This is a genomic window from Caenimonas sp. SL110, assembly GCF_001044395.1.
Taxonomy (GTDB): domain Bacteria; phylum Pseudomonadota; class Gammaproteobacteria; order Burkholderiales; family Burkholderiaceae_C; genus Ramlibacter.
Genome location: NZ_JANU01000006.1, coordinates 230,709 through 253,268, shown reverse-complemented (window position 1 = coordinate 253,268; position 22,560 = coordinate 230,709). Strand labels below are relative to the sequence as shown.

Annotated in this window: 21 protein-coding genes; 18 read left to right on the top strand and 3 right to left on the bottom strand. The window is 62.9% G+C overall.

All coding sequences use genetic code 11. From position 1 onward, the window contains the following. Positions 1-8 precede the first annotated feature (8 nt). Both rnr and AQ12_RS04835 read left to right on the top strand, forming a co-directional pair. Entirely contained in the window at positions 9-2,225 is a 2,217-nt protein-coding gene (gene rnr / locus AQ12_RS04840) for a ribonuclease R (RefSeq protein WP_238587651.1), read from the top strand. A 44-nt stretch (positions 2,226-2,269) separates the two neighbouring features. Then, entirely contained in the window at positions 2,270-3,034 is a 765-nt protein-coding gene (locus AQ12_RS04835; protein ID WP_048438708.1) for an SDR family oxidoreductase, read from the top strand. Positions 3,035-3,132: 98 nt separating this feature from the next. Here AQ12_RS04835 and AQ12_RS04830 read toward each other — a convergent pair whose 3' ends face one another. Genes AQ12_RS04830 through AQ12_RS04820 form a run of 3 tightly spaced genes read right to left on the bottom strand, consistent with a single transcriptional unit; the run spans position 3,133 to position 7,237 of the window. Further along, complete coding sequence (locus tag AQ12_RS04830; protein WP_048438707.1) at positions 3,133-4,563, bottom strand: bifunctional ADP-dependent NAD(P)H-hydrate dehydratase/NAD(P)H-hydrate epimerase; 1,431 nt, start codon at positions 4,561-4,563, stop codon at positions 3,133-3,135. A gap of 8 nt (positions 4,564-4,571) precedes the next feature. Continuing rightward, on the bottom strand, positions 4,572-5,846 hold the full coding sequence (locus AQ12_RS04825; RefSeq protein ID WP_048438706.1) for a D-amino acid dehydrogenase: 1,275 nt from the start codon (positions 5,844-5,846) through the stop codon (positions 4,572-4,574). Continuing rightward, positions 5,843-7,237: an amidase gene (locus tag AQ12_RS04820; RefSeq protein ID WP_048438705.1), complete on the bottom strand. Its 1,395-nt coding sequence runs from the start codon at positions 7,235-7,237 to the stop codon at positions 5,843-5,845. The genes AQ12_RS04825 and AQ12_RS04820 overlap by 4 nt, the downstream gene beginning before the upstream one ends. Before the next feature lie 202 nt (positions 7,238-7,439). On the opposite strand from AQ12_RS04820, the gene rpsB reads away from it, so the two are divergent. The 16 genes from rpsB (at position 7,440) to AQ12_RS04740 (ending at position 22,436) form a co-directional block, all read left to right on the top strand. Then, entirely contained in the window at positions 7,440-8,192 is a 753-nt protein-coding gene (rpsB, locus tag AQ12_RS04815) for a 30S ribosomal protein S2 (RefSeq protein WP_048438704.1), read from the top strand. A 79-nt stretch (positions 8,193-8,271) separates the two neighbouring features. Next, on the top strand, positions 8,272-9,192 hold the full coding sequence (gene tsf / locus AQ12_RS04810) for a translation elongation factor Ts (protein WP_048438703.1): 921 nt from the start codon (positions 8,272-8,274) through the stop codon (positions 9,190-9,192). A 69-nt stretch (positions 9,193-9,261) separates the two neighbouring features. Beyond that, complete coding sequence (gene pyrH / locus AQ12_RS04805; RefSeq protein ID WP_048438702.1) at positions 9,262-9,984, top strand: UMP kinase; 723 nt, start codon at positions 9,262-9,264, stop codon at positions 9,982-9,984. 14 nt (positions 9,985-9,998) lie between these two features. Continuing rightward, positions 9,999-10,559 (top strand): ribosome recycling factor, encoded by a 561-nt coding sequence (gene frr / locus AQ12_RS04800; RefSeq protein WP_048438701.1) that lies wholly within the window; start codon positions 9,999-10,001, stop codon positions 10,557-10,559. Positions 10,560-10,574: 15 nt separating this feature from the next. Further along, positions 10,575-11,285, top strand: a complete 711-nt coding sequence (gene uppS / locus AQ12_RS04795; RefSeq protein WP_048438700.1) for a polyprenyl diphosphate synthase — start codon at positions 10,575-10,577, stop codon at positions 11,283-11,285. Between the two features lie 11 nt (positions 11,286-11,296). Continuing rightward, on the top strand, positions 11,297-12,151 hold the full coding sequence (locus AQ12_RS04790; RefSeq protein ID WP_048438699.1) for a phosphatidate cytidylyltransferase: 855 nt from the start codon (positions 11,297-11,299) through the stop codon (positions 12,149-12,151). Positions 12,152-12,159: 8 nt separating this feature from the next. After that, positions 12,160-13,350: a 1-deoxy-D-xylulose-5-phosphate reductoisomerase gene (gene ispC, locus AQ12_RS04785; RefSeq protein WP_048438759.1), complete on the top strand. Its 1,191-nt coding sequence runs from the start codon at positions 12,160-12,162 to the stop codon at positions 13,348-13,350. A gap of 12 nt (positions 13,351-13,362) precedes the next feature. Beyond that, positions 13,363-14,736, top strand: coding sequence for an RIP metalloprotease RseP (gene rseP / locus AQ12_RS04780; RefSeq protein WP_048438698.1), 1,374 nt, complete (start codon positions 13,363-13,365; stop codon positions 14,734-14,736). Positions 14,737-14,791: 55 nt separating this feature from the next. Then, positions 14,792-17,086: an outer membrane protein assembly factor BamA gene (gene bamA, locus AQ12_RS04775; protein WP_048438697.1), complete on the top strand. Its 2,295-nt coding sequence runs from the start codon at positions 14,792-14,794 to the stop codon at positions 17,084-17,086. Further along, entirely contained in the window at positions 17,086-17,601 is a 516-nt protein-coding gene (locus AQ12_RS04770; protein WP_048438696.1) for an OmpH family outer membrane protein, read from the top strand. Before bamA ends, AQ12_RS04770 begins: the two co-directional genes overlap by 1 nt. Positions 17,602-17,613: 12 nt before the next feature. Continuing rightward, the gene (gene lpxD, locus AQ12_RS04765) at positions 17,614-18,597 is read left to right on the top strand and encodes a UDP-3-O-(3-hydroxymyristoyl)glucosamine N-acyltransferase (protein WP_238587647.1); all 984 of its coding nucleotides are present in this window, start codon (positions 17,614-17,616) and stop codon (positions 18,595-18,597) included. 2 nt (positions 18,598-18,599) lie between these two features. Continuing rightward, positions 18,600-19,040: a 3-hydroxyacyl-ACP dehydratase FabZ gene (gene fabZ / locus AQ12_RS04760; protein ID WP_048438695.1), complete on the top strand. Its 441-nt coding sequence runs from the start codon at positions 18,600-18,602 to the stop codon at positions 19,038-19,040. Positions 19,041-19,061: 21 nt separating this feature from the next. Continuing rightward, on the top strand, positions 19,062-19,856 hold the full coding sequence (gene lpxA / locus AQ12_RS04755; protein ID WP_048438694.1) for an acyl-ACP--UDP-N-acetylglucosamine O-acyltransferase: 795 nt from the start codon (positions 19,062-19,064) through the stop codon (positions 19,854-19,856). Positions 19,857-19,859: 3 nt separating this feature from the next. Next, positions 19,860-21,005, top strand: a complete 1,146-nt coding sequence (gene lpxB / locus AQ12_RS04750; protein ID WP_238587646.1) for a lipid-A-disaccharide synthase — start codon at positions 19,860-19,862, stop codon at positions 21,003-21,005. 67 nt (positions 21,006-21,072) lie between these two features. Then, positions 21,073-21,663 carry a ribonuclease HII gene (gene rnhB / locus AQ12_RS04745; protein WP_048438756.1) on the top strand — a complete coding sequence of 197 codons (591 nt, stop codon included), beginning with the start codon at positions 21,073-21,075 and terminating at the stop codon, positions 21,661-21,663. Then, a complete protein-coding gene (locus tag AQ12_RS04740; RefSeq protein WP_048438693.1) occupies positions 21,660-22,436 on the top strand; it encodes an RNA methyltransferase in 777 nt (258 codons plus the stop codon). The genes rnhB and AQ12_RS04740 overlap by 4 nt, the downstream gene beginning before the upstream one ends. The last annotated feature ends 124 nt before the right edge of the window (positions 22,437-22,560 follow it).

Genomic DNA, 22,560 nt, shown 5'->3' with positions numbered 1-22,560 from the left:
TCGACGAAATCGAGGGCGTGATTCAAGGCCATCGCGATGGTCACGGCTACGTGCAACGCGACGACGGCGAGGGTGACATCTACCTTCCGCCCAATGAAATGCGCGCCGTGCTGCACAAGGACCGCGTCAAGGCACGCATCGTTCGCCACGACCGCAAGGGCAGGCCCGAAGGCCGCGTCGTCGAAATCATCGAACGCCCGCCGCAGCCTATCATCGGCCGCTTGCTGCACGAAAGCGGCGTCTGGCTTGTCGCACCCGAAGACAAGCGCTACGGACAGGACGTGCTGATTCCCAAAGGCGCGACTGCGTTGGCCAAGGCGGGCCAGGTGGTGGTGGTTGAACTCACCGAGCCGCCGAGCCTGTACGGTCAACCGGTCGGACGCGTGAAGGAAGTGCTGGGCGAAATCGACGACGCCGGCATGGAGATCGAGATCGCGGTGCGCAAATACGGCGTGCCGCATGAGTTCTCGGATGCCTGCATTGCGCTGTCGCGCACCTTGCCCGACAAGGTCCGTCCGCAGGACAAGAAAAATCGCGTGGACCTGACCGACATTCCGCTGGTCACCATCGACGGCGAAGACGCCCGCGACTTCGACGATGCGGTCTACTGCGAGCCCGCGAAGGTCGGGCGAGGCAAAGGCTGGCGCCTTCTGGTGGCCATTGCCGACGTCAGCAACTATGTCGAGACCGGCAGTGCCATCGATGTCGATGCATATGACCGCGCCACCAGCGTTTACTTTCCCCGGCGCGTCATCCCCATGCTTCCCGAGAAGCTGTCGAACGGGCTGTGTTCGCTGAACCCCGAGGTCGAACGCCTGTGCATGGTCGCCGACATGCTGATCAACTCGACAGGCGAAATCTTCGCCTATCAGTTCTATCCGGCTGTGATGTGGAGCCATGCGCGCTTCACCTACACCGAAGTGGCGGCCATCCTTGCCAACACGCGCGGCCCGGAGGCGATCCGTCGCAAGGACCGTGTGCAGGATCTGCTGAACCTGCACGATGTGTACGGTGCGCTGCTCAAGGCGCGCAATGCACGCGGCGCGGTGGACTTCGAGACGACGGAAACCCAGATCATCTGCGACGAGAACGGCCGTATCGACCGCATCGTTCCGCGTGTGCGCAACGATGCCCACAAGCTGATCGAAGAGGCCATGCTCGCAGCCAATGTCTGCAGCGCCGACTACATCCAGCAAAGCAAGCACCCGGGCCTGTTCCGTGTCCACGAAGGCCCGACACCTGAGAAGAAGGACGTGCTGCGCGGTTACCTGAAGGCGATCGGCGTGCCGCTCACCATCAGCGAAGACCCGTTGCCGGCCGAGTTCCAGCGCATTGCTGAAGCGACGAAAGAGCGCCCCGACGCGCAGCAGATTCACTCGATGCTGCTGCGGTCGATGTCGCAGGCGATCTACACGCCCATCAACGCAGGCCACTTCGGCCTGGCGTATGACGCCTACACGCACTTCACGAGCCCTATCCGTCGCTACCCTGACTTGCTGGTGCACCGTGTCATCAAGGCGATCCTGCAAAGCCGCAAGTACGAGTTGCCCACCTTGCCGACACCGGGTGAAGCACACGAGAAACTCGCGCGCCGTCTGGCCAGTCGCGTCAAGGCACCGTCCAACAAGCTGAAAAAGCCACCACCGCCGCCAAGCCGCGAAGTGCAGGCATGGGAAGCCGCGGGGCTGCATTGCAGCGCCAACGAGCGACGCGCTGATGAGGCAAGCCGCGACGTCGAGGCCTGGCTCAAGTGCAAGTACATGCGCGAACACCTGGGCGAGGAATACAGCGGCATCGTCACGTCGGCCACCACATTCGGCATCTTCGTCACGCTCGACCAGATGTATGTCGAGGGCCTGGTGCACATCACCGAGCTTGGAGGCGAGTACTTCAAGTTCGACGAAGCGCGGCAGGAGTTGCGCGGTGAGCGCACCGGCATTCGCTATGCGATCGGTTCGCGCGTTCGAGTGCAGGTCAGCCGGGTTGACCTGGACGGTCGCAAGATCGACTTCCGGCTGGTCCGCGATGGCGACGAACTGGCCCTGCGGGCGATGAAAGACAAAGGCGTCTCGCCGGCCATCGCTGCGCCTGCTGGCAAGGCCACCGGAAAAAAGAAGGGTGCATCGCGCAAGTCGGTGCCCGAGCCGCGTTCTACAGGTGGGGCCCTCAAGGCCGCCGCCAAGAAAGCGGCTGCCAAGAGCAAGAGTCATCGGCCCCGCCGCTGACCCATACCAAGCCATCCAGAAAAACCAGATCGAGGAGTTGAGACATGCCTGACAGTTCACCGGTTAGCAGGGTCGCCATCGTCACCGGTGGTGGCACCGGCGTTGGCAAGGCGGCAGCGCTCGCGCTCGCAGCCGATGGTTGGAAAGTTGCGATTGCGGGGCGTCGCATGGAGCCGCTCGAGCAGGTGGCTGCGCAAGCCGCCGCGCCGGGGAGGGTGATTTGCGTGCCGACCGACGTGACCGACCCGGCTTCGGTCGAAGCGCTCTTTGCCGCGACCGTCAAGGAATGGGGTCGCGTCGACTTGCTGTTCAATAACGCGGGCGTTGGGGCGGCGGCGGTGCCGCTCGAAGACCTGGGGCTCGACCAGTGGAAGCGCGTGGTCGATACCAATTTCAACGGCATGTTCTACGGCATCCAGCAGGCCTTCAAGGTGATGAAGGCGCAATCGCCGATGGGCGGCCGCATCATCAACAATGGGTCGATCTCTGCCTACGCGCCCCGGCCCAACTCGATTGCCTACACCGCGACCAAGCACGGTGTGAGTGGCATGACCAAAGCCGCTGCGCTCGACGGGCGCAAGTACGACATTGCCGTGGGCCAGCTCGATATTGGCAATGCCTTGACCGAACTCGCCGCGAAGATGGGCAAGGGCGTTCCCCAAGCCAACGGCGAGATCGCGATCGAGCCGCTGATGGACGTCAATGTGGTCGGCCAGTCGGTTCTCTACATGGCCAACCTGCCCCTGGAAGCCAACGTGCTGTTCCACACGGTGATGGCGACGAAGATGCCGTTTGTGGGACGGGGTTAGGCGCCAGTTGTCATGCCGGACTCGATCCGGCATCCACCGCGAAGCGGTTAGGGCCACCGAAAGACATGGATTGCGGATCACGTCCGCAATGACAACCCCTACAACCTGGCGGCTAGCGCTGCTGCGGTGAGCGGTCTGTGAATCGGCCAGTGGTCCGCAGCCAATCCGTGAGCGAACACCGCTGACGCTGCCGCTTCGAAGGCGGCGTCTCCTGCGGCCAGACGTGCCGCAATCAAACCGGCGAGCACATCGCCCGTTCCTGCAGTCGCGAGCCTCGCATTGCCGGTCGGGTTGATTGAAGTCCTGCCGCCTGCGTCGGCGATGATGGTTCCGGAGCCCTTGAGGACCACGCTGCATCCATATCGCGACGCAATCTCCCGGCAGGCGGCGAGCCGGTCTGCCTGCACCTGTAGCGTGGTGCTTCCCAGAAGGCGTGCTGCTTCCAGCGGGTGCGGCGTGAGCACCGTGGGCCGACCCCGCATGCCTCGTGCCTGCAACCGGGACTGCAGCTGTGGGTCGTTGGCGATTGCGTTGAGCGCGTCGGCATCGAGTACCAGCGCCTTCGCGGCCGAGATCACCTTGGGCAGCACGGCACGTACGGCATCCCCGCCGCCGCAACCGCAAGCCACCGCCTGACCGGTGAGATCGAGCGAAGCCCAGGCGCGGAACATCAGTTCTGGCCGGGTTGCATCGACTGCCATTCCCGATGCATCGAGCAGCGCCACAAAGACGCGACCTGCTCCGCCATGAAGCGCAGCCGAAGCGGCCAGCAGTGCGGCGCCACTCATGCCCGGCGCACCGCCAATGATCGCTACGTCTCCGAAGCTTCCCTTGTGCGAAGCGTGTGGGCGAGCCGTGGTATCGGGTGGGCCAGACAAGGTGGCCGATGCATCGAACGCATCCAGCGCAATGCCAAGGTCATCGAACCAGATATCGCCGCAAGCATCGCGTCCGCCGTGCGTGAAGAGCCCGGGCTTGAGGGTGAGAAGGCTTAAGGTATGAGTCGCGTGCACGCTTTGACCCGAGCCGGTGTCGGCTGCGAGGCCGGTTGGCAGGTCGATGGACAGGACCGGGCAAGTCAACGCGTTGATGAGTGAAACCTGTTGGGCCATCGCGCCTTCGACGGGATGGCTGCCTCCAACGCCCAGCAAGCCATCGATTGCAAGGTCGCAGTGGTGAGGGGGCTCGGCTGCAATGACGACTCCTGCGTCGCGCGCACGCTGGAATGAGGCCAGCGCATCTGCGGGCGCGCGAGCTTCATCGCCAAGCCACGTCGCGTGAACACGCTTGCCCCATTGGAGAAGGTGCATGGCGGCTTCAAATCCATCGCCGCCGTTGTTGCCGGGCCCGCAGGCAATCCAGATACTTTTCGAGTGCGGTGCAACGGCCATCGCGAGTTTGGCGATCGATAGCCCTGCTCGCTGCATCAGCGTGTGTGGCGCGAGCGTTGATGCAGCCGCACGTTCGATCATGCGAGTGGCCGCTGCGTCGAACAGCGGCCAGGGGCGATCGTGTGTGATGCGTTGCATTCAAGCTCTCATGGAATCAGCCGTTCAACACCCAGGCCCTCGATGTCCACTTCAGGGGCTCGTCCGGCCATCAGGTCTGCGACCGCGCGGGCGCTTCCGCACGACAGCGCCCATCCGCTGGAGCCGTGGCCGAGGTTGATCCACACGCCTGGAATGCCAGTGGCGCCCAGCAGCGGTGGTCCATCGGGCATCATGGGCCGCGCACCTTTCCATTCTTGTACCGCGACCCCCGTGTTGGCGAGCTGCGCAGCCCCGGGGAACCAGTCCTGCAGCACCTTGTAGAGCGTCTGGATGGCGGCCGGCCGCTTCTTGCCCGGGTCGCCACCGATTTCTGCACTGCCAGCTACGCGCACCCGGTTGCCCATGCGCGAAATCGCGACCTTGAACCGTTCGTCCATCAATGCGCCGCGGGGGGCGTTCAGGTGTTCACGAATCGGTGCGCTGATGGAGTAGCCATAGACAGCGGCCAGCGGTACATGCAGGCCCAGCGGTCGCAGCAGCGCAGCGGAGTCGACGCCGCCACAGACCACCACCGCTTCGAACTCGCGTTGGACAGGCGTTTCCTGGCCGGCAGCGCGCACCGTGAGCATCCTTGGGTTCGCCGGATCGAGTGCATCCACGGTCGTGTTGAACTCGAACACTGCGCCGCGGGCCTGCGCTTCGTTCTTGAGCAGCAGCGCGAACTGCCGGCAGTTGCCGACTTCATCGCCCGGCACATGCACAGCCCCGACGAAAGAGGTGTCCGGATTGATCGCAGGCTCGATCAACCGCGCCGCCTCGGCGTCGATTTCATGCAGTGTCACGCCCGCATCGCGCAACACCTGCAGACCTGCCTGGACGAGCTTTCGATCTTTCTCGCTTCGCAGCAGCACCATGTAGCCGCTCGCGCGGTCGTATTCGAGCTGGAGGCGATCGGTGATCTCATGCAGCCGCTCCCGGCTGTAGAACGCAAGGCGCTGCATGCGCAGTCGATTGGCGGCGTAGGTTGGCATGTCGCACGAGCGATACCACTGCCACATCCATGCAATGTCAGCTCGCGAGAGTGGAAGACTCACGCGCACCGGCGCGTGGTCGCTGAGCAGGTACTTCAGGATCTTGGCGGGCATGCCGGGCGCTGCCCAGGGCGTGACATAGCCGGGCGCAATGACACCTGCGTTCGCAAAGCTTGTTTCTTCTGCGGCGGCGCCCCGGCGCTCGAAGACGGTGACCTCGTGGCCGTCGTCACGCAACTCAAAAGCAGTGGTCACGCCAATGATGCCGGCGCCTATGACGGCGACCCTCATGCCTGACGCGCCAGCGCGGCATCCGAATGACGCGCCAGCGCGGCATCCGAATGACGCGCCAGCGCGGCCTGCGCCTGCATCGCGATGTTGAGCACGGTGTCGTCACGCATCTGTCCTTGCCAGATCATGAGTCCGACCGGGAGTTCATCGGGTGCGTGGCAAGGGATCGAGATGGCGCAGCCATCGAGCATATTCACGACGCTCGTGTTGCGAAGCAGCAAGGTGTTCACGCGGAAAAATTCGTCGTCACGTTCTGCCCCGGGCGCGACCTGGGCAATCGGCGGGGCAACGATGGGGACGGTAGGCGAGAGCACGGCATCGAAGCCCTGCAGCGCAGTGGTGACGCGAAAGATCCAGTCGCGCCTTGCATTGCACAAGTCGATGTATTCGTGCGCCTTCATCTCGCTGCCTCGCAGGATGCGCTGGCCCACCCGCGGGTCATAGGCCTGGGCCTTGCTGGAGAACAGCGACTTGTGCCATGCGTAGCTTTCTGCGCCGGCAAATCCACCGGCGCTCTGGATGGAGCCCAGGTCGCGAATCGCTTCGAGGGGGATTTCGCGCACCTGCGCGCCCGCATCGCGCAGCGTCTTGACGGCCCGCTCGAAGGCGGTGGCCACGGTTTGATCCATGAAGTCGAGCATCGAGGTCTGGGCCACGGCCAGCCGGTAACCGGCCAGGGGGGACGTGCTGCGCGTCACGGTGCGAGCCGCGAGAATTTCGTGCGCGATGATGGCGTCCGATACCGATCGGGTCATCGCACAAACCGTATCGAGCGTCGTCGAAAGCGGTGCCGTGCCATCGGTGGGAACGAGCCGGGCTGTGCTCTTGAAACCCACGATGCCGCAGAGCGCAGCTGGAATGCGGATCGAACCGCCCGTGTCGGACCCCAGGCCGATGAAGGCCGCGCCAGTCGCTACGGTGACTGCCGCGCCGGAAGAGGAGCCGCCCGGAATCCGCTCGCAAGCCGCATCGGCAGGGTTGACGGGTGTGCCGTGGTGCGGATTGGTGCCAACGCCCGAGAAGGCGAACTCCGTCATGTTGGTGCGGCCCAGAACGACGCCCCCGGCGGCCTTCAGGCGCGCAACGGCGGGGCAATCCACGCTGGCCGGCGGCGCGTCCGAAAGCACGACCGAGCCTGCCGCCGTGGTCTGGCCTTCGATATCAAACAGGTCCTTGATGGTTACCGCAAGGCCTGACAGCGGCCTGGAGGTTAGCGAAGGGTAGGCGGCCTCCGTGCGGGCGTCGTCGAACCGGGTCTGGATGAAGGCTTGCCTGCACGCCGCAGATGAGGCGATGCGGATCGAATCCTCCAGCTCGGCAGTGGGGCTGGTTTGGCCCAGGGCGACGCGCGAGCGGGTTGTTGTCAGGTCGGGTCGGGTCTGGAAGGGCATGAGAGGATGATGTCGAGTGCTATAATCGTTGGGTTTTGCTGGGTAGTCGGCGCATGTCGCGTCAACCGCCTGACAGCAAGACAAAAACGCGAATCCAGCCCACCAAGGTGTCGATGTTGCCCTATGTTCTGCGCTCTGGCGCAGGTCAATGTGGCGCCTTCGATGACGGGCGGGATTTTAGACCCAACCTTCAGGAATACATATGTCCGTCTCCATGCGCGAAATGCTGGAAGCCGGTGTCCATTTCGGACACCAGACCCGCTTCTGGAACCCCAAGATGGCCCCTTACATCTTTGGCCATCGCAACAAGATCCACATCATCAACCTCGAAAAGTCGCTGCCCCTGTTCCAGGAAGCGACCAAGTTCGTGCGTCAACTCTCGGCCAACCGCGGCACCATCCTCATGGTCGGCACGAAGCGCCAGGCCCGCGAGACCGTGGCTGCAGAAGCACGCCGCGCCGGCGTTCCTTTCGTCGACCAGCGCTGGCTCGGCGGCATGCTGACCAACTTCAAGACCGTCAAGACGTCGATCAAGCGTCTGAAGGACATGAAGGCCCAGCAGGAAACCGGCCTCGAAGCCATGAGCAAGAAAGAACAGCTCATGTTCGCCCGCGAGATGGAAAAGCTCGAAAAGGACATCGGCGGCATCCAGGACATGAATGCACTGCCTGACGCCATCTTCGTGATCGACGTGGGCTTCCACAAGATCGCCGTGTCCGAAGCCAAGAAGCTGGGCATTCCGCTCGTCGGCGTGGTTGACTCCAACCACTCGCCCGAAGGCATCGACTACGTGATCCCCGGCAACGACGACTCGGCCAAGGCCGTGACGCTGTATGCACGCGGCATCGCCGATGCAATCATCGAAGGTCGCGCCAATGCGCAGACTGACGTCGTGAAGGCCGTTGCCGAAGGCAGCGACGAATTCGTGGAAGTCAAGGAAGGCGCCGCGGCTTAAAACCTGCGCTCTCCAAAGAAGGGGGCTTTGAGTCCCCTTTTTTACAACTGAATTGAACTGAACCGTACGAGGATTTGAAATGGCTGCAATCACCGCAAGCATGGTCGCCGAGCTCCGGGCCAAGACCGACGCCCCCATGATGGAATGCAAGAAGGCGCTCACCGAAGCCAATGGCGACTTCGACAAGGCTGAAGAGCTGCTGCGCGTCAAGCTCGGCAACAAGGCCGGCAAGGCAGCGTCGCGCATCACCGCCGAAGGCGTGGTCACCGCGTTCATCGACGGCGACGCAGGTGCGATCCTGGAAACCAATTGCGAAACCGACTTCGTCACCAAGAACGACAGCTTCCTGGCACTCGCCCAGGCGGCAGCGCAACTCGTGGCAAAGCACAACCCCGCTGACGTGGCCGCGCTCGGCGCGCTCCCGTACAGCCAGGACAGCTTCGGTCCCACGCTCGAAGACGTGCGCAAGGGCCTGATCGGCAAGATCGGCGAGAACATGAGCTTTCGCCGCTTCAAGCGCGTCTCCGGCGGCAAGGTCGCCTCTTACCTTCACGGCACCCGCATCGGCGTCCTGGTTGAGTACGAAGGCGACGAGACCGCCGCCAAGGACGTGGCAATGCACGTTGCGGCGATGAAGCCGGTCGCCCTGGCCGCCTCTGATGTGCCTGCCGACCTGGTCGCCAAGGAGCGTTCAGTCGCTGCTGCCAAGGCTGACGAAGACCGCAAGACTGCCGAAGCTGCGGGCAAGCCGGTTCAGTCCGACGAGATCGTCGCCAAGCGCATTGAAGGTGGCGTCCAGAAGTATCTCAAGGAAGTCTCGCTGCTGCCCCAGCCATTCGTGAAGAACGACAAGCAGACGGTTGAGCAGATGCTCAAGGCCGCGAGCACGACGGTCAAGGCGTTCACGCTTTTCGTCGTCGGCGAAGGCATCGAAAAGAAGGTTGACGACTTTGCCGCCGAAGTGGCTGCACAGGTTGCCGCCGCCAAGCAAGCTGCCTGAAACTAGAATCAGCGTCGCCCAGTTACGTTGGCTTCTATCAAGCGTCGTCACACACCAAGGAACTCATCCATGCCCGATGCCCGGCCCGCACACAAGCGAATCTTGCTGAAGTTGTCCGGGGAGGCGTTGATGGGTGACGATGCTTTCGGGATCAATCGCGCGGTCATCGTGCGTATGGTCCAGGAGGTCGCCGAAGTCGTGAACATGGGCGTCGAGGTGGCCATCGTGATCGGCGGCGGCAACATCTTCCGCGGTGTTGCCGGTGGCGCGGTCGGAATGGACCGGGCAACTGCCGATTACATGGGCATGCTGGCGACCGTGATGAATGCGTTGGCCCTGGCTGACGCCATGAACAAGCAGGGCCTGACGGCGCGCGTGATGTCGGCTATCGCCATCGAGCAGGTTGTCGAGCCGTACGTGCGGCCGAAAGCCCTGCAATATCTCGAAGAGGGCAAGGTCGTCGTCTTTGCCGCCGGCACCGGCAACCCCTTCTTCACCACCGATACAGCTGCGGCCCTGCGTGGCGCCGAGATCGGCGCCGAGCTGGTGCTCAAGGCAACAAAGGTCGACGGTGTGTACTCGGCAGATCCGAAGAAGGACCCTTCGGCTACGCGTTACAACAAGATTTCGTTTGACGAGGCGATGTCGCAAAATCTTGGCATCATGGATGCCACGGCCTTTGCGCTGTGCCGCGACCAGAAGCTGCCTATCAAGGTGTTTTCCATCTTCAAGCATGGCGCCTTGAAGCGCGTGGTGATGGGCGAAGACGAAGGCACCCTGGTGTATGCCTGAGAGGAGAACAACACATGAGCATTCCTGAAATCACCCGAAACATGCAAGCCAAGATGGATCAATCCATCGCGGCCTTCAAGAACAACCTCACCAAGATTCGTACCGGTCGTGCCAATCCTGGCCTGCTCGATACGGTGCACGTCGATTACTACGGCTCTTCGGTTCCGATCAGCCAGGTGGCGAACGTGTCCCTGCTCGACTCGCGCACCATCAGTGTCCAGCCCTGGGAAAAGGGCATGGGCGCAAAAATCGAAAAAGCCATTCGCGAAAGCGACCTGGGCCTGAACCCGGCTTCGATGGGCGATCTCATCCGCGTGCCGATGCCGCCCATGAGCGAAGAGCGTCGCAAGGAGATGACCAAGCTCGTTCGCACCGAAGGCGAGAGCGCCAAGGTCGCCGTACGCAACTTGCGTCGCGATGCCAATGACCACGTCAAGCGCCTCGTGAAAGACAAGGAAGCGTCGGAAGACGAGCAGAAGCGCTCGGAAGCCGAGATCCAGAAGATCACCGACCGGCACATCGCCGAGATCGACCAGCTGGTCGCGTCCAAGGAACAGGAAATCCTGGCCGTCTAGGCCCCAGCGAAATCAATGGCCGCTGTACCCCATCACATCGCCATCGTCATGGATGGCAACGGTCGCTGGGCCACGCGCCGCTTCCTGCCTCGCGCGGCGGGCCACAAGAAGGGCATGGATGCATTGCGCGCCTGCGTTCGCCATTGCGGCGAGCGCGGCGTGAAGGTGCTCACCGTCTTTGCGTTTTCGTCCGAAAACTGGAGCCGGCCGGCCGATGAGGTCTCGTCGCTGATGGACCTGTTGGGCGTGGCGCTTGCACGCGAAGTGCCGCTGCTCAGCAAGGAGGGCGTCCGTGTCCATTTTGTCGGCGATCGCGCTTCGCTGTCTGACAAGGTGCGTGCAGGACTTGCCCAGGCCGAGGCCGCAACCGCTGGCAATGACCGCCTCACCTTCAACGTGTGTTTCAACTACGGCGGGCGCTGGGATATCGCGCAAGCGGCGACCCGGCTCGCAACAGAGGGTGAAGCCATCACCGAGACGAGTCTGAAGCGGGTGATGGCGCTGGCGCACGTGCCCGATCCTGACCTGGTGATCCGTACCGGTGGTGAACGGCGGCTTTCCAATTTTCTGCTCTGGCAGGCCGCTTACTCTGAACTCTATTTCAGCGACAAGCTCTGGCCCGAATTCGATGAGGCTGCGCTCGATGAAGCGCTGGCCGACTACGCATCCCGCGAACGCCGATTTGGCAAGACTTCCGAGCAGGTGTCCTCCACCGCCGTCGCCTGAAGGGGCCATTCATGCTGAAGCAGCGAATCATCACCGCCATCGTCCTGCTGGCGATCCTGCTGCCTGCGCTGTTTTGGCCCTCGCCCGTGCCGTTTTGTGTGGTCGCGCTCATCCTGATTGCCGCAGCCGCCTGGGAGTGGGGAAAACTCAATGGCCTGGGGCAGGGCGGTGCCGTCGGATGCGCCGTCGCATGTGTCGTGCTCTGCGCCGGGTCCTGGTATGTGGGGCTGCTTGAAAGGCAACTGCCAGCGCTCTGGCTCGTGGCCGGCGTTTCCTGGGTGATCGCAGGCGCATTCCTGATTCGCGGTGGCGTGGCCGGCTGGCCGCGTATTCCACAAACTGTGCGAATCGTCGCTGGAGTCCTCGCACTGTGGGCTGCGTGGCTTGCCGTTGCGCAGGCCCGTGTCATCGGCATCAACTTCCTGTTGTCGTTGCTGGTGCTGGTTTGGGTTGCAGACATCTTTGCGTATTTCGCGGGGCGCGCATTCGGGCTCAAATTCACAAAACGCAAGCTGGCGCCTGCCATCAGCCCCGGCAAAAGTTGGGAAGGCGTTTGGGGCGGCATGGCAGGGGTTGTGGTGTTGGCCGTCGCATGGACTCTCGCTGATCGCGCGCTGCAAGCCGATGTGCCCAGCCTGTATTCGCGACTGGCCGCGCAAGGCTGGTGGCTGCTTGTCATCGCTGCAGTCTTCATGGCTGCGATGAGCGTGGTGGGCGACCTGGTCGAATCGCTGGTCAAGCGAAGCGCGGGCGCCAAGGACTCCAGCAACCTTCTGCCCGGCCACGGCGGGGTGCTCGACCGTGTCGATGCGCTGCTGCCCACCTTGCCGCTGGCGATGATGCTCGCAAGCCTCACAGCAAGATGACGCAGAGCATGAAGCAGCGCGTTGCGGTTCTGGGCTCCACTGGCTCGGTCGGGGCCAATACGCTGGACGTCATTGCCCGGCATCCGGAAAACTTCGAAGTGTTTGCCTTGAGCGCGGCGACACAAGTCGAGACGATGCTGCAGCAGTGCGTGCAGTTCCGCCCGGCGTTCGCTGTCATGGCTCATGAGAACGCCGCACGCGAACTGTCCGCGCGCATCGAGTCCACCGGGCTTTCAACCCGTGTCCTGTCGGGTCAGCGCGCGATCGAGGAGGTGGCCTCGCACGAGTCGGTAGACACCGTCATGGCCGCCATCGTCGGAGCGGCAGGCCTGGCGTCATGTCTGGCCGCTGCACGCGCGGGCAAGCGATTGCTGCTCGCCAACAAGGAAGCGCTTGTCGTCGGCGGCGACCTGTTCCTGGCTGCGGTGAAAGAAGGCGGCGCGAAGCTCCTGCCGATCGACAGCGAACATTCCGCCATCTTCCAGTCCCTGCCCGAAGACGCATCGACATGGGATGCGCGGGTGGAAAAGATCATCCTGACCGCATCAGGCGGGCCGTTTCGCACACGCGACGCAGCCACGCTGCGGGACGTGACACCCGAACAGGCCTGCGCGCATCCCAACTGGGTGATGGGCCGCAAGATTTCAGTCGATTCGGCAACGATGATGAACAAGGCCCTCGAAGTGATCGAGGCACGCTACCTGTTCGGCCTGCAACCCGAGCGTCTCGAAGTCGTGATTCATCCACAAAGCGTCATTCACTCGATGGTGCAGTACCGTGACACTTCGGTGGTGGCCCAGCTGGGAACCCCCGATATGCGGGTGCCGATCGCCTACGGTCTCGCCTGGCCCGAGCGGATCACGTCCGGTGCGCAGGCGCTTGATTTCCATGCGCTTGCCGATATGACTTTCGAAGCGATCGACAGCCGCGGCCACGCCGAGCGTTTCCCGGGCCTGGCGCTCGCCTGGGAATCCCTGCGTGCCGCGCCGGGCACCACAGCGGTGCTCAACGCCGCCAACGAAGTCGCAGTCGCGGCTTTTCTGGACCGCAAGATACGTTTCGACCAGATTCATCGCGTCAACCTTGCAACTTTGGAAGCTGTCGCAACCTCCAAGCCACAATCGCTTGGCGACCTGCTGGCGCTCGATGAGCAATCACGGGCCGCGGCGCAGGCAGTCATCTCCAGGCTTGGAAAGTAAGGTCCGCTACCCATGCTCACAGTTGTTGCCTTCATCGTGGCCCTTGGCCTCTTGATTGCCGTTCACGAATACGGCCACTACCGCGTCGCGGTGGCCTGTGGCGTCAAGGTTTTGCGGTTCTCGGTTGGTTTCGGCAAGACGCTCTATAGCTGGAAGCCAAAGAAGCAGAGACCTGGGCAAGACACCGAATTCGTCCTTGGTGCCTTTCCGCTTGGGGGCTACGTCAAGATGCTCGACGAGCGCGAGGGTGATGTTCCGGAGAACGAGCGGCACCTTGCCTTCAACAACCAGCCGCTCAGGTCGCGCGCGGCAATCGTTGCTGCCGGACCGGCCGCCAACCTGCTGCTCGCCATCGTGCTCTACGCGGTGGTGAACTGGTATGGCGTGCAGGAACCCAAGGCCATTCTTGCCAGCCCCGTTCCCGCTTCGATTGCAGAGCAAGCCGGATTGCGCGGCGGCGAGCGCGTGGATAGCGCGGGCTTCGATGGCGATACGCTGGAACCCGTCGTTTCCTTCGAGAACCTGCGCTGGCTTCTCACCCGTGGGGCGCTGGACGGCAAGGACGTCCGGCTGCAGCTTGGCTCGCAGACTTCAGCAGCCCAGCGCGAAGTCGTTCTACCCCTGAGTTCGATGCCCACTCGCGAAGCCGATGCCCAGTTGTTTCGCAAGGTCGGGATCCTCGGTCCGTGGACACCGCCCGTGATCGGTGAAGTGCAGCAGGGCGCCGCCGGCCAGCGCGCGGGCTTGCGCCAGGGCGATGTGGTTCTTGCGGTAGGCACCGTGCCAGTGGTAGATGGCCAGCAGCTGCGGGAGTTGATCCGATCCAGCGCCAGGTCAGGGACTGTGGCGCGCGAAACCTGGCAGGTTCGCCGCGACGGCCGCACGGTTGAAGTGGCCGTGCAGCCCGACAAGGTGCAAGACGGGACCGGGTTCATCGGCCGTATCGGTGCCTATGTCGGTGCGCCGCCAGAATTTGTCACCGTGCGCCATGGGCCTGTCGAGGGGCTGTGGAACGGTGTGGTCCGTACCTGGGAAGTCTCCGTCCTGACCTTGCGAATGATGGGGCGCATGGTGATCGGCGAGGCGTCCCTCAAGAACCTGAGCGGGCCGCTGACAATTGCCGATTACGCCGGAAAGTCCGCCAGCATGGGGCTCACCCAGTACCTGGTGTTCCTGGCTTTGATCAGTGTGAGCCTGGGTGTGCTCAACCTGCTTCCGCTGCCTGTATTGGATGGCGGGCACCTGATGTATTATCTTTGGGAGGCTGTCACGGGCAGGGGCGTCTCTGACGCCTGGATGGAACGTTTGCAGCGCGGAGGAGTGGCGGTGCTGCTGGTGATGATGTCGATCGCACTGTTCAACGACGTTACGCGTCTATTTGGTTAACCTTTCAGGCCGCCCTCGCCAATCCCACGGTGCGAGCGGGCCCTACCTTGATCTGATGAAAAAACAATACAAGCGCTTCCGCCTGCGTACCGTATCGGCCATTGCCGCGATGGCCTTCACCGCCAACGCATGGGCCGTCGAACCGTTTACGGTGCGTGATATCCGGGTCGAGGGCTTGCAGCGCGCCGAGCCCGGCACCATCTTTGCATCGCTTCCATTTCGCATCGGCGAGCTCTACAACGACGAAAAGGGCGCTGCTGCGATCCGTTCGTTGTTCGCCCTGGGGCTTTTCAAGGACGTGCGCCTGGAGACCAACGGCGATGTGCTCGTCGTCATCGTCGAAGAGCGACCGACCATCGCCGATATCGACTTCTCGGGCCTGAAGGAGTTCGACAAGGACGCCCTTCGCAAGGCGCTTCGCGACATCGGCCTGACCGAAGGCCGTCCGTTCGACCAGAGCCTGGCGGACCGCGCCGAGCAGGAATTGCGCCGCCAGTACATCAACAAGAGCTTGTACGCCGCTGAAATCCAGACGACCTTGACGCCCATCGAGCGCAATCGTGTCAACCTGACGTTCAGCGTGAGCGAAGGCGAGCCGGCGCGCATCAAGGAAATCCGCGTTGTCGGCGCCAAGGCCTTCAGCGAAAAGACGTTGCTGGATCAGTTCGACCAGGACTCGGGCGGCTTTCTCAGCTGGTACACCAAATCCGATCGCTACTCGCGCGCCAAGCTCAACGCTGACGTCGAAGCGCTGCGCTCCTACTACCTGAGCCGGGGTTTCCTGGAATTCCGCGTGGAATCGTCGCAGGTCGCGATCTCGCCGAACAAGCAGGACATCACGATCACCATCAATGTGGCCGAAGGCGAGCGCTTCGTTGTCTCGGCCGTTCGGCTCGAAGGCAACTATCTCTCCAAGGATGACGAGTTCAAGTCACTCGTCACGATCCGTCCGGGTGAGCCCTACAACGCCGACCGCGTCGCTGAGACCACCAAGGCGTTCACCGACTATTTCGGCAATTTTGGCTATGCCTTTGCCAACGTCGAAGCCAAGCCTGAAATCGACCGCAGCAACAACCGCGTCACGCTGGTGCTGGCAGCCGAGCCGTCGCGCCGGGCCTACGTACGCCGGATCAACGTCGCAGGCAACAGCAAGACGCGCGATGAAGTCGTGCGCCGCGAAATGCGTCAGTTTGAGTCGTCGTGGTATGACGCCGAGAAGATCAAGCTCTCGCGCGACCGTATCGATCGCCTGAGCTTCTTCAAGGAAGTGAACGTCGAAACCTCGGAAGTGCCGGGCGCACCCGACCAGGTTGACCTGAACGTGACCGTCGTTGAAAAACCCAGCGGCAGCTTGCAACTCGGCGCGGGGTTCTCGCAGTCCGAGAAGCTGGCGCTTTCGTTTTCCATCAAACAGGAGAACGCGTTCGGCTCGGGCAACTACCTGGGTGTCGAGATCAACACCAGCAAGTACAACCGCACGGTCGTCTTCAACTCGGTCAACCCGTACTTCACGCCGGACGGCATCTCGCGCACCATCGACCTGTATCACCGTGCCTCGCGTCCTTACGAGGACCAGGGCGGCAACTACCAGCTGGTCACCACCGGTGCCGGATTGCGCTTTGGCGTTCCTTTCAGCGAACTCGACACCGTGTTTTTCGGTGCGGCAGTCGAGCGCATCCAGATCCGTCCCGGCACCAACATCCCGGCGGCCTACCTCGCTTACGCCAATCGCTTCGGCTACACCAGCGCGAACCTGCCGCTGTCGATCGGCTGGGGCCGCGACGACCGCGACAGCTCCATCACGCCGACTTCCGGCCGCCTGCAACGCGTGGCGATCGAGCTTGGCGTCGCCGGCGACGCGCGTTTCGTGCGCACGAACTACCAGTTCCAGCAATACATTCCGCTCAACAAGCAGTTCACGCTCGCCTTCAATGCAGAAGCTGGCTATGGCAAGGGCCTGGGCGGCCGGCCATTCCCGGTGTTCAAGAACTTCTACGGCGGTGGCCTGGGTTCCGTGCGCGGATTCGACCAGGGCACCATCGGCCCACGCGACGTCACGGGATCGTCCATCGGCGGACCCAAGAAGCTCACGCTCAACGCCGAGGTGATCACGCCGTTTCCGGGTGCGGGCAACGACAAGTCGCTGCGCGCCTTCGGTTTCGTGGACGTGGGTAACGTGTTTGGCGAAAACGAGCGCTTCGACGTTGGCCAGTTGCGCGCGTCTGTAGGTCTGGGCCTGTCATGGATTTCGCCTGTCGGGCCGCTGCGCATGGCTGCTGCGATCCCCGTGCGCAAGTTCCCCGGCGATAGAATCCAGAAAATGCAATTCCAGATCGGAACCTCCTTCTGATGAAGTCCCTGACACGCCACGCCCTTGTGCTCCTCGTCGGGGCCGGTTCGCTGCTTGCGCAGATTCCGGGCCAGGCCCAGGAATTCAAGGTTGGATTCGTCAACCTCGACCGGATCTTCCGCGAAGCCAATTCTGCGAAAGCCGCCCAGGCCAAGCTTGAGCAGGAATTCAACAAGCGTGAGAAGGAACTGACCGACCAGGGCGCCGCTTTCAAAAATGCCGTCGACAAGTTCGACCGCGAAGCGCCGACTCTGACTGAGGCGCAGCGCACGCAACGGCAAAAGTCCCTCATCGACCAGGAGCGCGACCTGACCCGCAAGCGCCGCGAACTCCAGGAAGACGCCAACGCCCGCAAGAACGAAGAATTGCAGCAACTGCTCGAGCGTGCCAACCGTGTCGTGAAGCAGGTCGCCGAAGCCGAGAAGTACGACGTCGTGCTGCAAGAGGCCGTGTACATCAATCCGAAGCACGACATCACCGAAAAGGTGATCAAGGCGCTCAACACCGCGCGCTAGGGCGCGGCCCTCGTGCAAGCAAAGCCACTGCGCCTGGGAGCTATCGTCCAGGCTCTCGGCGGAGAGCTGGTCGGCGATGCGGATCTGGCGATCGACGGGCTTTCATCGCTCGAATCGGCATCTCCTTCTCAGCTCAGCTTCCTGAGCAATCCCCGGTACCAGCCGCAACTGGCCGCCACACGCGCCGGTTGTGTCATCGTCGCAGCCCCATTCCGCGATGCAGCCGCTGCACGCGGTTCAGTGATCGTTGCAGCCGATCCTTACCTTTATTTCGCACGGGTCACCCAGCTCTGGAAGAAGCACATGGGCGCCGGCAAGTCCGGCCCGGCCATCCATGCCACCGCCGTGATAGACCCTGACGCCGTGATCCATCCGTCGGCCCGCATCGGACCGCTCTGTGTAATTGAGCGCGGTGCGCAGATCGGCGCAGGCACTGTGCTGAAATCCCGTGTGCATGTCGCAGAAGATTGCGTGATCGGTGAGCGGTGCCTGATCCATCCCGGTGTGGTGATTGGCGCGGATGGTTTCGGCTTTGCGCCGAACCAGGGCGCCTGGGAAAAGATCGAGCAATTGGGCGCGGTGCGCATTGGCAACGATGTCGAGATCGGCGCCAATACCTGCATCGACCGCGGCGCGTTGCAGGACACGGTGATCGAGGACGGCTGCAAGCTCGACAACCTGATCCAGATCGGCCACAACGTGCGCATCGGCAAGCATACGGCACTCGCAGGATGCGCGGCAGTGGCCGGCAGCGCGACCATAGGCGCGCACTGCACGATTGGCGGGCGCGCCGGCATCCTGGGGCATCTCACCATCGTCGACAACGTCCACATTTCGGCAACCTCGCTTGTCACGCGGTCCATCCTGCAACCCGGCCACTACACTGGCTACTTTCCCATCGACGACAATGCGGCCTGGGAGAAAAACGCCGCTACGCTCAAGCAGTTGCACAAGATGCGCGAGCGCCTGAAGGCCCTGGAAAACAAGAGCACATAACAATGATGGACATCCACCAGATCCTCAAGCAGCTACCGCACCGTTATCCCATCTTGCTGGTGGATCGCGTGCTGGAACTCGATGCTGGAAAAAGCATCAAGGCGCTGAAGAACGTCACGATCAACGAGCCGTTTTTCATGGGTCACTTTCCGCACCGGCCGGTGATGCCGGGCGTGCTGATGCTCGAGGCGATGGCGCAGACCGCCGCGCTGCTGTCGTTCGCGACGCTCGGCGTGACGCCGGACGACAAGACCGTTTATTACTTCGCCGGCATCGACGGCGCCCGCTTCAAGCGTCCGGTCGAACCTGGCGACCAGTTGGTCATGAGCGTCGAGCTCACGCGAATGAAGGCGGGCATTTTCAAGTTCAAGGCCACTGCACATGTGGGTGACGAGCTCGCCTGCGAGGCCGAGCTGATGTGCACCATGCGCACGGTCGCCTGATTCGCGAAAGGTTCGCTTGCGATGACGCTGATCCATCCAACCGCCATCATCGAAAAGGGCGCCGAGATTGATACCTCGGTGACGATCGGCGCCTACAGCGTGATCGGCCCGCATGTGCAGATCGGTGCGGGCACGACCGTCGGCCCGCACACGGTGATCGAAGGCCGGACCACCATTGGTCGCGACAACAGCATCTTCCAGTTCTCGTCGCTGGGCGGCGTTCCGCAGGACAAGAAATACGCGGGCGAGCCCTGCGAGCTCATCATTGGCGACCGCAACACGATTCGTGAGTTCTGCACGTTCAATATCGGCTCGCCCGGTGGTGGTGGTGTCACACGCGTGGGCGATGACAACTGGCTGATGGCTTACGTGCATCTGGCGCACGACTGCATCGTCGGCAACCACACGATTTTCGCCAACAACTCACAGCTGGCAGGCCATGTGGAAGTCGGTGACTGGGTGATCCTGGGCGGCTTCACGGTTGTGCACCAGTTTGTCCGGGTCGGCGCTCACGGCATGACCGCGATGTGCTCGCTGCTGTTCGCCGACCAACCGCCCTTCGTCATGAGCCAGGGCCAGCCGGCGCAAGCGCGCTCGATGAACTTCGAGGGCCTCAGGAGGCGCGGCTTTTCCCCCGAGCGCATCTCTGCCATCAAGGCGATGCACAAGGCGCTCTACCGTGACGACCTCACGCTCGAACAAGCCAAGACCCGTATCGGCGACATCGAGGACACCAATCCGGAAGCGGCGGCAGACGTCGCGATGATGCTGACCTTCCTGGACGACGTATCGCCCCAGCGCGGCATCGTTCGCTAGACCATGGAGTCGCCCGAGATAGCGATGGTCGCAGGCGAAGCGTCCGGCGACTTGCTGGCCGGTTTGTTGCTGCAGGGCATGCGAGGCCGCTGGCCCGAACTTCGATCGCACGGCATCGGCGGACCACGCATGGCGGCGCAGGGGTTCGATGCATGGTGGCCGCACGAAAAGCTCGCCGTGCGTGGTTACGTCGAAGTGCTGCGGCACTACCGCGAGATCGTGGGCATTCGAAAGCAGCTCGCGGCGCGGCTGCTTGAGAAGCCGCCGCAAGCCTTCATCGGTGTCGATGCGCCCGATTTCAATCTCGATCTCGAAGCCACGCTCAAGGACAGGGGGGTCAAGACGATTCATTTCGTGTGTCCGTCGATCTGGGCCTGGCGTGCCGAGCGCATAGCCAAGATTCGTTCGAGTTGCGACCACGTGCTCTGCATCTTTCCGTTCGAGCCTGAGTTGCTGGGGCGAAACGGCGTTGCGGCCACCTATGTCGGCCATCCGTTGGCCAACGTGATTCCGATGACCCCCGACAAGGCAGCAGCCCGCCGTGCGCTGGGCTTGGGCGAGGGCGAGGGCGATGAAGTGCTTGCCGTGCTTCCCGGTAGTCGCGAATCAGAGGTGCGCTACCACGCGAAGCCGTTCTTCGAAGCGGTTGCGCTGCTGCGCAGGTCGAAGCCGAATCTGCGCGTGGTCGTTCCAGCGATTCCTGCGTACCGCCCGCAGATAGAAGATGCCGCCCGAGCCGCCGGTGTTGTCGAGGGCATGACCGTACTCGACGGCCAGTCGCACGCTGCGCTGGCAGCCTGCGACCTCACCTTGATCGCGAGTGGGACGGCGACGCTCGAAGCCGCACTGTTCAAACGGCCGATGGTGATTGCCTACGCCATGAACCGTCTCTCGTATCACATCATGAAGCGCAAGCAGTTGCAGCCCTGGGTGGGGTTGCCCAACATTCTCTGCGGCGAGTTCGTTGTGCCTGAATTGATACAGCAACATGTAAATCCTGGTGAGCTCGCTGCGGCGCTCTTGGATTGGCTGGATGCACCTGCCAGAATTGCGGCCGTCCAGGAGAAATTTTCGGCGCTGCATGCCACCTTGCAACGCGATACGGCCACACTCGCCACCGATGCCATCGAACAAGTCATCCACGCCTGAAGGCAGGGCGCGCGCCAAAGCGGCCCGACATGCGCAAAGGCCCCTCGACTGGGATCCAGTCGGCTTGATGGCGGGCGTCGATGAGGCAGGCCGTGGACCGCTGGCAGGTCCCGTGTACGCGGCTGCTGTGATCCTTGACGACACCAAGCGCATTCGCGGCCTGAACGACTCCAAAGTGCTCACCGCGCTTCAACGTGACCGGCTCTTCGATCAGATTCGTGAAAAGGCGCTGTGCTGCTCGGTCGCACAAGCCAGCGTCGAAGAAATCGACACGCTCAACATCCTGCACGCGACCATGCTGGCCATGAAGCGCGCAGTCGAGGGGTTGCGACTCAAGCCGGTCAAGGTTCTGGTCGACGGCAACCGCATTCCGACCATCGATGTCCTGGCCGAAGCCGTCATCGGCGGCGATGCGCTCGTCAAGTCGATTTCTGCAGCTTCCATCCTCGCCAAGGTCACCCGCGACCGGCATTGCGAAGAGCTGCATGCCGAGTTCCCCCACTACGGTTTTGCCTCGCACAAGGGCTATGGCACACCGGAGCATCTCGAAGCGCTGCGCAAACATGGCGCCTGCAGGCATCACCGCAGGTTCTTCAGCCCCGTGGCCGCCACCTTCACGACAGCGCAGGGCCAGACGGTGACGGTTTCGGTCTCGTGACCACCAGCGAGCCGCAGTTCGTCACCTCGCCGGCCAACGCGCTGGTCAAGGACCTGCGTCGCCTGGCGCAGGACAGCACCGCCTATCGCAAGCAGCAACGCATCTGGCTGGAAGGCGACCACCTGTGCCGCGCGGCGCTCGACCGTGGCGTGCAGCCCGCACTGGGCGTGTTTTCAGAGTCGCTCTGGAGCGAAGCAGCACTGCAATGGCAAGGGCACGGCGGCAAGACGGTGGTGATGGCTGATGCATTGTTTGCGAGCGTGAGCGGGCTGGAGTCGCCGTCTCGCATGGGCTTTGTGATCGACATGCCGTCACAGCCCGCCATCAAGACCGGCGTTGCGACTGTGGTGCTCGATGGACTGCAGGACCCCGGAAATGTCGGTGCCATCCTCAGAAGCGCTGCGGCATTTGGCTTCCGCCAGGTGGTCGCCATGAAGGGGACGGCGGCACTGTGGAGTCCCAAGGTTCTGCGCGCCGGCATGGGCGCGCATTTCGGCCTTCACCTGCTCGAAGGGTCGGCATTGACTGATGTCCAGGCGCTGGATGTACCGGTGTTGGTGACCAGTTCGCATCACGGCGAATTCCTCCACAAGGCTCAGTTGCCATGGCCGTGCGCCTGGGTGCTGGGCCATGAAGGGCAGGGCGTGAGCGCCGCGCTGGAGGCCGTTGCGACGACCTCGGTACGCATCGCGCAGCCGGGCGGCGAAGAGTCGCTCAACGTGGCCTCTGCCGCAGCCATTTGTCTGCACGCAAGCGCCACCGCGCGAGGCTGAAGGTCATAGGCGTCGGCTATAATCAGGGGCTTTCCCGCAAACCCCGTACGCCTAGCGCATTCAAGCCATTTCCCTGACAAGAGTTCACTCGCGAAACACACTTTCGCGGGTCGCAACGCAGAAG